The following is a 14,113-nucleotide window of genomic DNA, read 5'->3' on the forward strand; positions in this document are numbered from 1 at the left end:
CAAGTATTGAAAGAGGCAGAAACTAAAATGGTTTTAAAAATTGAACATTTGGTTGGCGGTTACTCACAAATTCCTGTTTTAAAAGAAATTAATTTTGAAGTACACGAAGGTGAACTAGTTGGTCTAATCGGGCTAAACGGAGCCGGTAAGTCTACTACCATCAATCATATTATTGGTTTGCTAACACCACAAAAGGGAAAAATTACAATTGATGATAAAACTATCTATCAAGATAGCGACGCCTATAAAAAACAAATTGCATATATTCCAGAACTCCCTGTTTTATATCCTGAATTAACTTTGAAGGAACATATCGATCTGACTATTATGGCTTATCGATTAGATGCTAAAAAAGCTTGGCAACGTGCAGATGAGCTTTTGACAACTTTTCGGCTTGCTAATAAATTGGATTGGTTTCCGGATAATTTTTCTAAAGGAATGAAACAAAAAGTAATGATTGTCTGTGCTTTTTTGACGGAGGCTAAATTATATATTATTGATGAACCATTTTTAGGTCTAGATCCGTTAGCGACTGATGATTTATTGAAACTGATTGACGAACGAAAATCACATAGAGCTGCTGTGTTAATGTCAACTCACGTTTTGGATACTGCAGAAAAGTATTGTGATCGTTTCATTTTATTACATAATGGAAAGATTCAAACACAAGGAAACTTGGCTTCCTTACGAAAACAAAATCCTTCATTAGGACAATCACTAACTGATATTTATCTTGGCTTGGCAAGAGAGGGTGAAACGCATGAGTGATCTTTGGAAAAGAAGACAGCATGCTCATTTTCTGGAAATGTTGAAATATTTAAGATACGTTTTAAATGACCATTTTGTGATTGCTTTAATGTTTTTAGTTGGTGGACTTGGCTATGGGTATTCAAATTTTTTGAAGACTTTTCATACTACGAGTTGGTGGGCCGGCCCCCTTATCATTTTTTTCTTAGTGATCATTTTACAAATCGGTCGTTTAGCGAGTCTGTTAAAAAAAGCGGATCCTGTTTTCTTGTTGCCACGTGAACACGATATGCATGCTTATTTAAAGCAAGCACGATTGCACAGTTTGTTTTTCGGTATCTGCATCGAAATTTTGGGGACAGCAATTTTATTTCCTTTTATTGTGATTGCGTTTCATTTTTCTGGTTGGCAGGTTGCTGGTCTAGGCCTTGCTTTGATTATTTTGAAATTTGGTGAACTTTCAATTGAACTTAATCAACTGTACCAAAATCATGCCTTTATTTGGTGGTTATGGGTCGGAACTAGATGGTTGTTGCCAATTTGTTGGTTTATTGTGGGCATTTATGTAAATGTTTGGCTGACAGTTATTCTTGCATTAGTACAAAGCTTTATAGAAGTTTTTCAAGAAAACCGGCAGTGGACAACTAGATCATTGAATTGGCATTTAGCGGTTACGATTGAAGAACAACGCATGTTACGAATTTATCGATTCTTCAATTTATTTACTGATGTTCCCAATGTGCATGGAACAGTGCATCGTCGTAAATACTTGGATGGAATTTTGGCAATGATTAATCGGCGATCTAATAACACATATGTGTATCTGTTCTCTCGTGCTTTGCTCCGTAGTACCGTGTACAGTGGATTATATTTTCGCTTGACACTTCTAGGAATGCTCCTTTTAGTTTTTGTGCCTAATCTTTATTTGTCACTATTTTTACAAGTGGTGTTTATTTATCTGATTAGCTTTCAATTACTTCCACTGTTGGTCAATTATAATGAAAATGTATTTACACACTTGTATCCAATAAAAAATACAATTAAAATTGCTGGTTTTAACTGGTTACTCGCAAGATTACTGATTGCGACGTCGCTTTTGTTTGCAGTAGTAGTTGGAATTTCTAATATTTCACTAATTCAAGCTATTTTAAGTTTGTTATTAGGCGGGGTGGAAATTTGGATTTTAATTAAACTTTATTTTCCTGGCCGAATCAAAAAAATGAATTCTTGACGGGGTTAAGGACAATCTATAGAATTAATTGGTAACTGAATTTGAAAGAAAATTTGAGGAAAAATAATGAGAGTTAGAAACAAACCGTGGGCAGAACCACTGATTGAAGCTCATCCAGAAATGATAATTACGGAACCTGCAAAATTCAAAGGTAACTGGCAAAAACGGTTTAAAAAGGTTCAACCCATTCGAATTGAAATTGGCATGGGAAAAGGCCACTTTATTATTGAAATGGCTTTGAAGTACCCAGAAATAAATTTTATCGGCATTGAAATTCAACGATCTGTAGCAGCTATTGCTTTAAAAAAGGCGTTACCACAGACGTTACCCAATCTTCAACTGGTGCTAGCTGATGGCGCAGATTTAAATGAGTATTTTGACAACGGTGAAATTGATCGAGTTTATTTGAATTTTTCAGATCCGTGGCCAAAAACAAGACATGAAAAAAGACGATTAACCTATAAAACTTTCTTACAGGTTTATCGTACAATTTTGGTTGAACACGGTGTTATTGAATTAAAAACAGATAATCAGAGATTATTCGAATACTCGCTTTTGAGTATGAATAATTTTGGAATTATTTTTGATGGTGTTTATTTGGATCTTCATCATAGTGATGAGGCGCTTGAAAATGTCGAAACAGAATATGAACATAAGTTTAGTGAAAAAGGTCAACGAATTTATAAATTAAAGGGACACTTTTAGAGACGGTAAATATCAATAATGGTGCCAGTTTTAGCGTCTGCCAAAAATTCATATTGAATCAAGTTACCATCTTCATAGCGAGTGATTCCACCGTAATAAACAGTGGTTTTGATGGCGAATTTTTGTAACGGAGCTTGTTTCATCTCAATCCAAGAGCCCTCAATTGGACCTTCTTTTAGAAATGCTTTCCGAACGGTTTCTAAAATATCGTTAGCGGAAACATGTTTTTTATGAAATAAAAACCAACTTGCTAAAACACCAGTGGCTAGCCCAAGAGAGCCAATCGTGAGTTGTGTAATGGTGGTTTCTGGTTTTGACATTATGAATCACTCCTCTTTAAGATCTTATTTATAGTTATAGTATAACAAGATCACTTAAAATAACATATCAGAATGAGTTAAAGTAGAAAGGAAACAACCATGTTAATCAGTAGTTATAATCCCACAGAGCTGGGCGATGTTTTAGTTTGTATTTTAAATCCGGACTCAGAAACACAATCAATAGAAACAAAAGGAAACGTGACACGTATTTTTGATTCCAAGACTAATGTTACTTTAGGGTTTAATTTCAAAGAAGTTTCTCAGATACTTGGCAAACTGACTAAAAACGGCCAAATTGTTTTGACCGCTCAACAGGTTGCCAAATTAAATGACTATTTGAAAGAAAATGAATTTTCACCAGAACTTGAACCAGACACTCAAAGCAAATTTATTGTTGGTTTTGTAGAAACGGCTGAACCCCATCCTGATTCAGATCATTTGTTGATTACTCAGACGATTGTGGATCAAGACAAAAGGGTACAAATTGTGAGTGGCTCTCCTAATATGAAGGCTAAAATTAAAGTGGTTGTGGCCAAAGTGGGTGCCATGATGCCCAATGGTTTAATAATTTGGCCAGGCCAACTTCGTGGTGTCGACAGTTTTGGTATGATTTGTTCTGGAAGAGAATTGCAGTTACCAAATGCACCACAGAAAAAAGGTGCGTTAATTTTACCTGAAAATGATGATTTTAAAATTGGAACACCATTTGATTTTGTCCGGGGTGCAAAACTATTTAACACAAAATAAAGTTGGGTGAATAGAATTATGAAACACTATGATGGTCCTGCTTTTTTTCGAAAAGATCAGGATTCACTAAATAAACAAGTGAATAAAAAACGCGAAAAACGACGGAAACCATTGATTGAGAAGCAAACGCACACGAATGTGCCATTTTTAGATAGTGAGCGGACTAAGCCTGATATTACTGCAATGCAGCCTCATAACTTGGATAAACGAGTAATCTTACAGTCGATGGCTGAAGTAAAAAATCAGGCAAATGAATCTAGTGCGGCAAGTAGTGAAGCAAAGAGTGCGGCGATCTCCTTGTCTTCATTGGCGGAAGCATCTTATTCAAAATCCAATGAAGATGACTTTGAAACAGAAGCTTTTAGTTCAGCTAAATCTGAAACTAAAGCAGTCACAAAAAGGGCATCTGCAAGTTCTCAAAGCGCAAACTTAGCCAACGTTTCTTCCGCAAAAATTGATGTGGAGGCTGATCCAGTTTTTTCAAGTGAACGACAGTTTGAGTCTCGTCAAAAAGCCACGACCAGTCAAACGGATCCCGTAATTGCATCTTCAGATACCAGTACTCAAGGATATCAATTTCCTTCCGTTGATTTGTTAAAACCACCAGTACGACTAGATGCAAGTTCACAATCAGAATGGCTAAAATCTCAAGTTCAGAGTTTGAATAGTGCCCTGAACGCTTTTGGGGTAGATGCTAAAGTTGTAGACTGGACAGTGGGCCCCACAGTAACACAGTTTCAAATTGAACTGGGACGCGGCGTAAAAGTCAATAAAATTACTAATTTGACGGATGATTTAAAACTGCAATTAGCGGCAAAGGATATTCGAATTGAGGCTCCAATTCCAGGTAAAAGTACTGTGGGAATTGAAGTTCCCAATTTTAAGTCACGGCCAGTTATGCTTTCGGAAGTGCTAAATTCAACTGCTTTTAAAGAAAGTCAATCACCGTTGACCATTGCTTTAGGAGTTGACTTGTTTGGGCAGCCAAGAGTTTATGATTTGAGGAAAATGCCACATGGACTAATTGCAGGTGCTACTGGTTCTGGTAAAAGTGTGTTTATTAATAGTCTATTAATTTCGATTCTGTATAAAGCAACACCACGGCAAGTCAGATTACTTTTAATTGATCCTAAAACCGTTGAACTAGCTCCATATAATGAATTACCTCACTTATTGGCACCAGTTATTTCGGATCCCAAATCAGCATCTGCTGCTTTAAAATGGGTTACCAATGAAATGGATGAACGTTACGAAAAATTGGCTGCTGCCGGTGTTCGAAATATTGAACAATTTAACCAAAAGGCTGAAAATACTGGACATGCTGCTGATTATTTGCCTTATATAGTGGTTGTCATTGACGAGCTAGCGGATTTGATGATGGTGGCTTCATCCGAAGTGCAAGATTATATTGTAAGAATCACACAAAAGGCAAGAGCAGCGGGAATTCATCTGATTATCGCAACGCAACGACCAAGTGTTGATGTGGTAACCGGATTAATAAAGAATAATATCCCAACTCGAGTTGCCTTTATGGTTTCAAGTCAAATTGATTCACGTACAATTTTGGATCACAGTGGGGCAGAGAGGTTACTTGGTCGCGGTGATATGCTGTTTCTTGGTAATGGTGCCAGTACGCCTATTCGTCTGCAAGGGTCTTACGTAGATGGTGAGATTGACGAAATCACGAATTTTATTAGGTCAGAATCACAACCACATTACGAATTTGATCCAGATTCGTTAAAAAAACAGGTTGAACAAATTGATGAACAGGATGATTTATTACCTGATGTTTTAGAGTACCTTGCTGATGAAGATACGATATCAACTTCTAAGTTACAACGAGTGTTTTCAATTGGTTATAATCATGCCGCAACGATTATTGATCAACTTGAAAATCAAAATTACGTTTCGCCGGCACGTGGATCAAAACCACGTGAAGTTTATTTTACTCAAACAGATTTGAAAAAGATTCATGATGAACAGCCTTAATTTCGGTAAAAACGCTTTTTTATTGTGGTAAACTATTAACAAAACTGATAAAGAGGAAGAGAAAATTGGATAACAAGACAACATATTATTTTATAGGTATTAAAGGTTCTGGAATGAGCTCATTGGCATTAATTCTTCATGATGAAGGTTATACAGTAAAGGGTTCCGATATTGATAAATATACTTTTACTCAGCGTGGATTAGAGCAAGCTGGAATTGAAGTTTTACCATTTGACGAAAACAATATTAAAGAAGGCTTAACTGTCATTGCAGGTAATGCTTTTACAGATGATCATCCCGAAATAAAAAAAGCGCGTGCCATGGGCTTACCAGTCACTAGATATCATGAATTTTTGGGTAAAATGTTGTCAGGTTATACCAGTATTGGTGTTGCTGGGGCACATGGAAAGACAAGCACAACCGGATTACTTTCGCATGTCTTAAGCGGTGTCGCACCAACCAGTTACTTGATTGGAGATGGAACCGGAAAAGGCACGCCAAATGCACGTTTCTTTGTGTTTGAGGCAGATGAATACCGCCGTCATTTTATGGCCTATCATCCAGATTATATGATAATGACGAATATTGATTTTGATCATCCTGATTACTATACCGGAATTGAAGATGTCTACCATGCTTTCCAAGATGTTTCGCAACAAGTTAAAAAGGGAATCTTTGCTTGGGGTGATGATGTTAATTTACGTCGCTTAAAAGCTGATGTACCGATTTATTACTACGGAACTGGTAAAAATGATGATTTTCAGGCGCGTGATATTAAACGAACAACTTTAGGTTCAGAATTTGATGTTTATCATGAAGATGAATTTCTGGGTCATTATCAAATTCATTTGTATGGCGAACATAATGTGTTGAATAGTTTGGCAGTTATTGCAGTTGCCTACTTTGAAAAGGTTGATTTAAACGAAATTAAAGATGAATTATTAGACTTTAAGGGCGTTAAGCGTCGTTTTTCTGAAAAGAAAGTTGCAGATATGACTATTATTGACGATTACGCGCATCATCCATCTGAAATTAAGGCGACACTTGATGCAGCACGTCAAAAGTATCCAGAAAAAGAAATCATTGCTGTTTTTCAGCCCCATACGTTTAGTCGCACCATTGCTTTGTTAGATGATTTTGCGAAAAGTTTGAATTTAGCTGATAAAGTTTATTTAACTGATATTTTCAGCTCAGTTCGAGAAAAGAACGGCAAAGTTTCATCAGCTGATTTAGGAGCTAAAATTAATAAGGGCGGCGAAATTCTCCAGGCAGATAATATGTCACCACTTTTGGATTATCATAATGCTGTAGTTGTTTTCATGGGTGCTGGGGATGTTCAACGTTATGAAAAGTCATACGAAGAACTACTTAGTAATTTAAGTTTTAAAAATAATTAAAAAAACTGACTAATTTTGACCTTTTCCCTTGATTCATTTTTTTAATCTGATAGAATGTATTCAAATTGAATGAAAGAAGGAATTTGGTATGCAAGAACCGCGAAATCTTGTTAATACTGAGGTTGGTCTCAGTACGTTTATGACGAGAATGTATGGATTTATGGGATATGCCGTGGCACTTTCCGCAATTGTTGCCTATTTGAGTGGTGTCGTGTTTAGAGCACAGGTTATGCCAATCCTTTCAGGACATCCGTTTATCTTTTTGATTGTCTTACTTGGCTTATTAGTCTTCAGTGGAATGGCAAGCAGAAAAGCACTTCAGGATGCTAGTACAGGGTTTCTGATGCTGACGTTGTTTGCCTTGTTCTTTGGATTAGAATTTTCGTTTATCTTTTTAACGTTTAATTTGCCTACGATTGCCTCAGCCTTTGTATCAGCTGCCATTACGTTTGTGTCGATGTCGGTGATTGGAGCCACAACTCACAAGGATATGACAAAAATTGGTAATCAACTTTTTGCAGCTTTGATTGCTTTGTTTGTTGTTATGCTCGTCAATATGTTCTTAAGAAGTGCGATGATTAACTATCTGTTTTCTTTTGTGGGTGTTATAATTTTTGCTGGATTGTCAATGACTGATACCAACAAAATGAAGGCTCTTTACTTACAATATGGTGATCAGGTTTCTATGAGCGGCTTAGCTATTCAAGGGGCATTGCAATTGTACTTGGATTTCTTGAACTTGTTCCAATTCTTATTGCAAATCTTTGGTGGCTTTGGCAGCCGTGACTAAATAGGGTTTACTAGAACTAACTTGCAGTTATTGCAGGTTAGTTTTTTTATACAAAGAGTTGACCAATCTAAGTTATGAAACGAATAGTCACAATAAACGTCCGGAATTTGTTAAAATGGAATTATGAATACAAAAGGAGAATACAATGGCCGATAAAAGATTGCTTTTGATTGATGGAAATAGTGTGGCCTTTCGGGCGTTTTTTGCGTTGCATAATGCGCTAAGTAAATTTACAAATCAAGATGGGTTACATACCAATGCGATATATGGATTTAATAAAATGCTGGATCATATTTTAGAAATTGTGCAACCGACTGATGCATTAGTTGCTTTTGACGCTGGCAAGACAACTTTTAGAACAGAAATGTTTGATAACTATAAGGGAGGACGGTCGAAAACGCCACCCGAACTTTCCGAACAGATGCCGTATTTACGGGAATTGTTAAAGGGCTATGGCATTAAAACCTATGAATTAGCTAATTATGAAGCCGATGATATTATTGGCACACTTTCTAAACAAGGTGAAGAGGCCGGTTATGAAGTTACAGTTGTTACTGGGGATCGTGATTTGACGCAGTTATCCAGTGATAAGACGACCGTTTCGGTGACGATCAAGGGTGTTAGCGAAGTTGAACATTATACACCAGCTCATGTGCAAGAAAAGCTTGGTTTACGACCAGCACAAATTATCGATATGAAGGGACTTGCCGGCGATACGTCTGACAATTATCCTGGAGTCACTAAAGTCGGTGAAAAAACGGCAATTAAACTTTTGAAACAGTATGATACGGTTGAAGGTGTTTATGAGCACGTAGATGAAATGAAACCTTCTAAGCTTAAGGAGCATCTTGTTGAAGATCGTGATAATGCTTTTCTGAGTAAAAAATTAGCCACAATTAATCGTCAAGCACCAATCAAGGTAACTTTAGATGATTTGCAGTATTCGGGTAAAAATACGGCTACTTTGGTTGATTTTTATGAACGAATGAATTTTCAGTCTTTTCTAAAACAAATGCGTTCGACAGAAGGCTTTGAAGATCAGCAAACAGTTCAAGAAATTTCATACGTAGAATTGACACCCAAAAATTTAATCGAGGTAACCAAACTACCAAGTGAGCTTTCGTTTTATCTTGAGATGCCTGATAAGAATTACCATACGTCGAGTTTTGCGGGATTTGGAATTGGATGCGATGAAAAATGGTATGTTTCACGAAATGTAGATCTATTGTCAGATGCCACTTTCAAACAACTGTTTTCAGATTCTCAAAAACAAATTAATGTTTTTGATTTGAAGCGGACTTATGTGGGTTTAAATCGATTAGGTGTTTTATTTACAAATGGAAAAAATGATATTCTATTACAATCATATTTATTGGATACCAACGATAATTCAAATGATTTAGGTGCTTTAGCACACCGCCATGGTTATCAGGATATTCAATCTGATGAAGAAGTTTATGGCACTGGCGTGAAACGTCATATTCCTGAGGATGATTCACGTTTCTTTAAACATTTGGCAACTAAATTACGGGCAATTCAGCAGTTGGTTCCTCAACTTCAGGTTGAACTGAAGCAAAACGAACAACTCGATTTATACACCAATATTGAATTGCCACTAGCATTGGTTTTGGCAAAAATGGAAATTGCTGGCATTAAGGTAGATACTGATCGCCTTGAGCAAATGCAAAGTGAGTTTACAGAGCGATTAAGTGAAATTGAGCAAACCATTTATAACGAAGCAGGTGAAACCTTCAATATCAAATCGACTAAGCAATTGGGGACGATTTTGTTTGAAAAGCTTGGATTACCAAGTTCTAAAAAAACAAAAACGGGTTATTCAACTGCAGTTAGTGTTTTGGAAGGATTGCGAGGACAAGCACCAATTATTGATAACATTTTAGTTTATCGACAAATTTCTAAGATTCAATCCACCTATGTAAAAGGTTTGTTGAAGGTGGTGCATTCAACTGATCAAAAAGTACACACCACCTATTTGCAAACCTTAACACAGACGGGACGGTTGTCTTCAATTGATCCTAATTTGCAAAATATTCCCATTCGACTAGAAGAAGGGCGAAAAATTCGTCAAGCTTTTGTTCCCAGTAAAACAGATTCACAAATTTTCTCTTCTGATTATTCTCAGATTGAACTGCGTGTTTTGGCTCACATTACGGGTGATAAAAATCTGCAAGCGGCTTTTAAAAACGATGAGGATATCCATGCTAGTACAGCAGTAAGAATTTTTGGCCTAAAAGATGCCTCTGAGGTGACACCTAATATTCGTCGTCAGGCTAAAGCGGTTAATTTTGGAATTGTTTACGGCATTAGTGATTATGGCTTATCGCAAAATATTGGTATTTCGCGTAAACAAGCGAAGGCCTTTATTGATACGTATTTTCAAGAATTTCCGGGTGTGAAAAAATATATTGAAAATATTGTACAAAGCGCACGTGACAAGGGTTACGTTGAAACGATTGCCCACCGTCGCCGTTATTTACCAGATATTAATTCAAGTAACCACAATCAGCGCGCATTTGCGGAACGAACGGCAATGAATACGCCAATTCAAGGAAGCGCTGCAGACATTATTAAAATTGCGATGATTAGAATGCAGGCACAATTAGAAACACGCAAGCTAAAAACCAAAATGTTGTTGCAAGTGCATGATGAATTAATTTTTGAAGTGCCCAATGACGAATTAGAAGAAATCAAAAAATTGGTTCCAAGTATAATGGATTCAGCAATAAAACTTGATGTCCCTTTAAAAGTAGAAAGTGCCTTTGGAAAAAGTTGGTACAATGCTAAATAGTAAATAATAAGAAGGAATTACTATGCCTGAATTACCTGAAGTTGAAACAGTTAGACGTGGATTGACAGCGCTTGTAACTGGTAAAAAAATTAAAAAAATTGATGTTTATTATCCTAAAATGGTATTGCCTAATGAAACCGAGTTTGTTAAACAATTAACAAATAGGACAATTCAAGAAATTGAACGTCGAGGTAAATATTTAATTTTTCATTTTGACCAAGATGTGTCAATGGTTTCTCATTTGCGAATGGAGGGAAAGTACTCTGTTCATTCTCATGAAATGCCCCTAAATAAACATGATCATGTTGTTTTTGAATTTACTGATGGAACAGAGTTGCGCTATAACGATACAAGAAAATTTGGTCGAATGGTAGTAGTACCAACTGGTGAAGAGTATTCGGTTGCCGGTTTAAAAACAATTGGACCTGAACCAACACCAGCAACTTTGAGTCTTGATTATTTAACAACAACGATGAAAAAACATCATAAGGCGATTAAGTCCTTTTTACTTGATCAAAATATGATTGCTGGTCTTGGCAATATATATTGCGATGAAGTCTTATGGTTAGCCAAAATACACCCATTACAACCAACCAATACAGTACCAGTTGATAAAATTGCAATTCTAAGACAAAAGATTTTTGATGAACTTGATTTGGCGATTCGCGCCAAAGGGACGACAGTTTTTTCGTATTTAGATGCTAGCGGACATGCAGGGAGCTTCCAGAATCAACTACACGTTTATCAACGAACTGGCCAACCGTGCGAACGGTGTGGGACACCCATTGAAAGAATTAAAGTTTCTCAACGTGGAACTCATTTTTGCCCGTTTTGTCAAAAATTAGTTGAGGTTGATGACTAATGGTGCAAGTATTAGGTCTGACAGGCAGTATTGCAACAGGAAAGTCTACAGTTAGTCAGTATTTAAGAAAATTGGGTTTTCCAGTTGTTGATGCTGATTTAATTTCCCGTGAAGTTGTGAAGCCAGGAATGATCGCCACACAAAAATTGCGACAAACTTTTGGTGATCAAGTATTTGATAATAATGATGAGCTTAATCGAAAAGAACTTGGTCAATTAGTGTTTTCTGATTCCGAAAATATGAAAAAACTAAATGAAATAATGCAACCGGCAATTAAAACCGAAATTATTCGGCAAATTGAGAAACTGAAAAAAAGTTCAAAAAAATTGATTGTTTTGGATGCACCCTTACTTTTAGAACAGAACTATCAATTCTTGGTTGATCAGGTTATGGTAGTAGTAAGTTCACCAACAGTTCAGTTACAACGGTTACGACAACGAGATGGGTTGTCAATGAAAGAAGCACAAGCACGAATTTCGAGTCAATGGTCGCAAAAGAAGAAACGATTGATGGCTGATGTTGTTATTGACAACAGTACGTCTATTGAAGAAACCCACCGGCAAGTGTTAAAATGGCTTGACAATAGTAAGTTACGTTAATAAGTGGAGGTAAGTAGCCCATGAGATGTCCACACTGTCACCATAATGGTTCACGTGTTGTCGATAGCCGTCCAACAGATGATGGTCGTGTTATTCGACGGAGAAGAGAATGTGAAGCATGTGGATTTAGATTTACAACGTTTGAACGTATTGAAGCATCACCGTTATTGGTGATTAAGAAAAATGGTACCCGAGAAGAATTTAATCGCGAGAAGATTCTTCGTGGGCTTATTCGAGCTGCTGAGAAACGACCAGTTGGCGCGGATGAAATGTCTAAGATTGTTGATGAAGTTGAAAATAAAGTTCGCGGATTAGGTGAAAATGAAGTTTCAAGTCAAATTATTGGTGAGTACGTCATGAATTTGCTCGCAAAAGTAGATGAAATTGCGTATATTCGCTTTGCTAGTGTTTATCGCCAATTTAAAGATATGAATGTCTTTATGAAAGAACTAAAAGATATGATGGCAAAAGAAAAAGATACAAAGAAGACAACCACAGGCAAAGATAAAAACGATGGTGGCGAAGCGTAATGAACAAAGGGTGGGCAAATTTAAGTCCCAAGGATGGTTTTTTAGTTACCCAACAAGCATATCTGAGTAATTTTGATCAACAAGTACTGACTTATTTGTATCAGCCAATCATAGGAGCAAAGGCTTTTAGTTTGTTTTTGACACTTTGGACAGAAATGAATCCAATGGGGATCCGTTCAGAAAGAAAATCTCATTTAGAATTATTTGATATTCTAAATTGTGATTTACCAGAATTTTATGCAAGCCGTCAAAAACTTGAAGGAATTGGTTTGCTAAAGTCGTTTGAGGGAGAAGATTCACTTGGACACTTTTTTGTTTATCAACTTGATAAACCGGTGTTTCCAGATAGTTTTTTCAAAGATGCTTTGTTAAGCAGTCTATTGCTTGAAGCAGTTGGCGAGCGACGTTTTTCAGAATTGGCAGATCATTTTAAATTGATTCAAACTAATACCAAAGATCTTAAAAACGTTTCAACTGATTTTTTAACGGCTTTTCATATTTCTGAACAAACACTTAAAGAACCTAATTCTTTAATTCGTGAAACTCAGGCAGAATTTAAAAAAGCTAGTCAAACCAATCAAGCAACAGAGATAAGTTTAAAGAATACAAATTTTGATTTCAAACTGTTAAAAGAGTTGGTAAGCAAGGGGTTTACCCAGTGGAGTTCCGTAGATGAGGCGCAAAAATTAATTTTAAGTGAGCATCTTTTATATGGAATTGATGAGGTTGAAATGGCTCGTCAAATTGGACAGGCCACTGATTTGATTTCCAATAAATTGAACATAAAAAAACTGCAATTGCAGATTTCAAAGGACTTTACAGCACATAGTACGGAAACACAGAAGTATGTTGCCGGAGCCGAGCAACCAGAAATTGTCAGTAAAGAGGATAAGTCTGAGCTTTCTAAGGAAGATCAAGAACTAATTAAAGCTGCTAAAGCGTATGCACCGGCAACTTATTTGGAAAATCTAAAACTTTCAATTCATGGCGGTTATGTGACGTACAGTGAAAGACAATTGTTAAAGGATTTAATCGATCGTAATTTGTTTCCGGTTAGTGTAATTAATATTTTGATTTCTTATATTGTGGTTGATCGTGAAATTACAACATTACCTAACAAACTTGTTGATACAATGGCAAATAATTGGAGCCGGGCCCATGTCACAACTCCAGAGGCGGCTGTATTACAGATTAAAAACTTTGCAAAAGCTAAAGCAACAACGCGAAAACAGGCAAATGCACGCAGAATAGTGACTAAAGAGACCTTACCTGACTGGGCAAAAAATGATAAATCTACGCAGACAACGACCATTAACAAGAATGATCAAGAACGGTTAAATCAACGATTAAATGCACTTCGAAAACAACACAAGGAGGACAAGTAGAC

The 14,113-nt window shown here is 36.5% G+C and carries 13 protein-coding genes; 12 read left to right on the forward strand and 1 reads right to left on the reverse strand.

Annotation, left to right across the window (positions count from 1 at the left end; translation table 11 throughout):
- Positions 1-27 precede the first annotated feature (27 nt).
- The 3 genes from IV87_RS06035 to trmB all read left to right on the forward strand — a co-directional run bounded on the left by IV87_RS06035 (position 28) and on the right by trmB (position 2,683).
- Positions 28-768 carry an ABC transporter ATP-binding protein gene (locus IV87_RS06035; protein ID WP_057806402.1) on the forward strand — a complete coding sequence of 247 codons (741 nt, stop codon included), beginning with the start codon at positions 28-30 and terminating at the stop codon, positions 766-768.
- On the forward strand, positions 761-1,978 hold the full coding sequence (locus IV87_RS06040) for an ABC transporter permease (protein ID WP_057806404.1): 1,218 nt from the start codon (positions 761-763) through the stop codon (positions 1,976-1,978). The genes IV87_RS06035 and IV87_RS06040 overlap by 8 nt, the downstream gene beginning before the upstream one ends.
- 66 nt (positions 1,979-2,044) lie before the next feature.
- Positions 2,045-2,683, forward strand: a complete 639-nt coding sequence (gene trmB / locus IV87_RS06045) for a tRNA (guanosine(46)-N7)-methyltransferase TrmB (protein ID WP_057806406.1) — start codon at positions 2,045-2,047, stop codon at positions 2,681-2,683.
- On the opposite strand, the gene IV87_RS06050 is transcribed toward trmB, so the two are convergent.
- A complete protein-coding gene (locus IV87_RS06050; RefSeq protein ID WP_057806408.1) occupies positions 2,680-3,003 on the reverse strand; it encodes a PepSY domain-containing protein in 324 nt (107 codons plus the stop codon). The two genes, trmB and IV87_RS06050, sit on opposite strands and share 4 nt — an antisense overlap.
- 99 nt (positions 3,004-3,102) lie before the next feature.
- Here IV87_RS06050 and ytpR point away from each other — a divergent pair, with 99 nt between their 5' ends.
- From ytpR to IV87_RS06095, 9 genes are all read left to right on the forward strand, one after another.
- On the forward strand, positions 3,103-3,750 hold the full coding sequence (gene ytpR / locus IV87_RS06055; protein WP_057806410.1) for a YtpR family tRNA-binding protein: 648 nt from the start codon (positions 3,103-3,105) through the stop codon (positions 3,748-3,750).
- Positions 3,751-3,768: 18 nt separating this feature from the next.
- Positions 3,769-5,739, forward strand: coding sequence for a DNA translocase FtsK (locus IV87_RS06060; protein ID WP_057806412.1), 1,971 nt, complete (start codon positions 3,769-3,771; stop codon positions 5,737-5,739).
- A gap of 65 nt (positions 5,740-5,804) precedes the next feature.
- On the forward strand, positions 5,805-7,136 hold the full coding sequence (gene murC, locus IV87_RS06065) for a UDP-N-acetylmuramate--L-alanine ligase (protein WP_057806413.1): 1,332 nt from the start codon (positions 5,805-5,807) through the stop codon (positions 7,134-7,136).
- 88 nt (positions 7,137-7,224) lie between these two features.
- Positions 7,225-7,926: a Bax inhibitor-1/YccA family protein gene (locus tag IV87_RS06070; RefSeq protein WP_057806415.1), complete on the forward strand. Its 702-nt coding sequence runs from the start codon at positions 7,225-7,227 to the stop codon at positions 7,924-7,926.
- Positions 7,927-8,071: 145 nt separating this feature from the next.
- A complete protein-coding gene (polA, locus tag IV87_RS06075; RefSeq protein WP_057806417.1) occupies positions 8,072-10,735 on the forward strand; it encodes a DNA polymerase I in 2,664 nt (887 codons plus the stop codon).
- 22 nt (positions 10,736-10,757) lie between these two features.
- Positions 10,758-11,597, forward strand: coding sequence for a bifunctional DNA-formamidopyrimidine glycosylase/DNA-(apurinic or apyrimidinic site) lyase (mutM, locus tag IV87_RS06080; RefSeq protein ID WP_057806419.1), 840 nt, complete (start codon positions 10,758-10,760; stop codon positions 11,595-11,597).
- On the forward strand, positions 11,597-12,196 hold the full coding sequence (gene coaE, locus IV87_RS06085) for a dephospho-CoA kinase (protein ID WP_074693898.1): 600 nt from the start codon (positions 11,597-11,599) through the stop codon (positions 12,194-12,196). The genes mutM and coaE overlap by 1 nt, the downstream gene beginning before the upstream one ends.
- Before the next feature lie 20 nt (positions 12,197-12,216).
- Positions 12,217-12,726: a transcriptional regulator NrdR gene (gene nrdR, locus IV87_RS06090; RefSeq protein WP_057806421.1), complete on the forward strand. Its 510-nt coding sequence runs from the start codon at positions 12,217-12,219 to the stop codon at positions 12,724-12,726.
- Positions 12,726-14,111, forward strand: a complete 1,386-nt coding sequence (locus IV87_RS06095) for a replication initiation and membrane attachment family protein (RefSeq protein WP_057806423.1) — start codon at positions 12,726-12,728, stop codon at positions 14,109-14,111. The genes nrdR and IV87_RS06095 overlap by 1 nt, the downstream gene beginning before the upstream one ends.
- Positions 14,112-14,113 lie beyond the last annotated feature (2 nt).

Origin of the sequence: Pediococcus ethanolidurans (assembly GCF_001437405.1) — a bacterium.
In the GTDB taxonomy this organism is placed as follows: domain Bacteria; phylum Bacillota; class Bacilli; order Lactobacillales; family Lactobacillaceae; genus Pediococcus; species Pediococcus ethanolidurans.

What these genes read in the sequence shown, in the direction of transcription:
- trmB (WP_057806406.1), top strand. Translation starts at nt 2,045, where the DNA reads ATGAGAGTTAGAAACAAACCGTGGGCAGAACCACTGATTGAAGCTCAT.
- IV87_RS06035 (WP_057806402.1), top strand. Translation starts at nt 28, where the DNA reads ATGGTTTTAAAAATTGAACATTTGGTTGGCGGTTACTCACAAATTCCT.
- IV87_RS06095 (WP_057806423.1), top strand. Translation starts at nt 12,726, where the DNA reads ATGAACAAAGGGTGGGCAAATTTAAGTCCCAAGGATGGTTTTTTAGTT.
- coaE (WP_074693898.1), top strand. Translation starts at nt 11,597, where the DNA reads ATGGTGCAAGTATTAGGTCTGACAGGCAGTATTGCAACAGGAAAGTCT.
- mutM (WP_057806419.1), top strand. Translation starts at nt 10,758, where the DNA reads ATGCCTGAATTACCTGAAGTTGAAACAGTTAGACGTGGATTGACAGCG.
- ytpR (WP_057806410.1), top strand. Translation starts at nt 3,103, where the DNA reads ATGTTAATCAGTAGTTATAATCCCACAGAGCTGGGCGATGTTTTAGTT.
- nrdR (WP_057806421.1), top strand. Translation starts at nt 12,217, where the DNA reads ATGAGATGTCCACACTGTCACCATAATGGTTCACGTGTTGTCGATAGC.
- IV87_RS06040 (WP_057806404.1), top strand. Translation starts at nt 761, where the DNA reads ATGAGTGATCTTTGGAAAAGAAGACAGCATGCTCATTTTCTGGAAATG.
- IV87_RS06070 (WP_057806415.1), top strand. Translation starts at nt 7,225, where the DNA reads ATGCAAGAACCGCGAAATCTTGTTAATACTGAGGTTGGTCTCAGTACG.
- IV87_RS06050 (WP_057806408.1), bottom strand. Translation starts at nt 3,003, where the DNA reads ATGTCAAAACCAGAAACCACCATTACACAACTCACGATTGGCTCTCTT.
- IV87_RS06060 (WP_057806412.1), top strand. Translation starts at nt 3,769, where the DNA reads ATGAAACACTATGATGGTCCTGCTTTTTTTCGAAAAGATCAGGATTCA.
- polA (WP_057806417.1), top strand. Translation starts at nt 8,072, where the DNA reads ATGGCCGATAAAAGATTGCTTTTGATTGATGGAAATAGTGTGGCCTTT.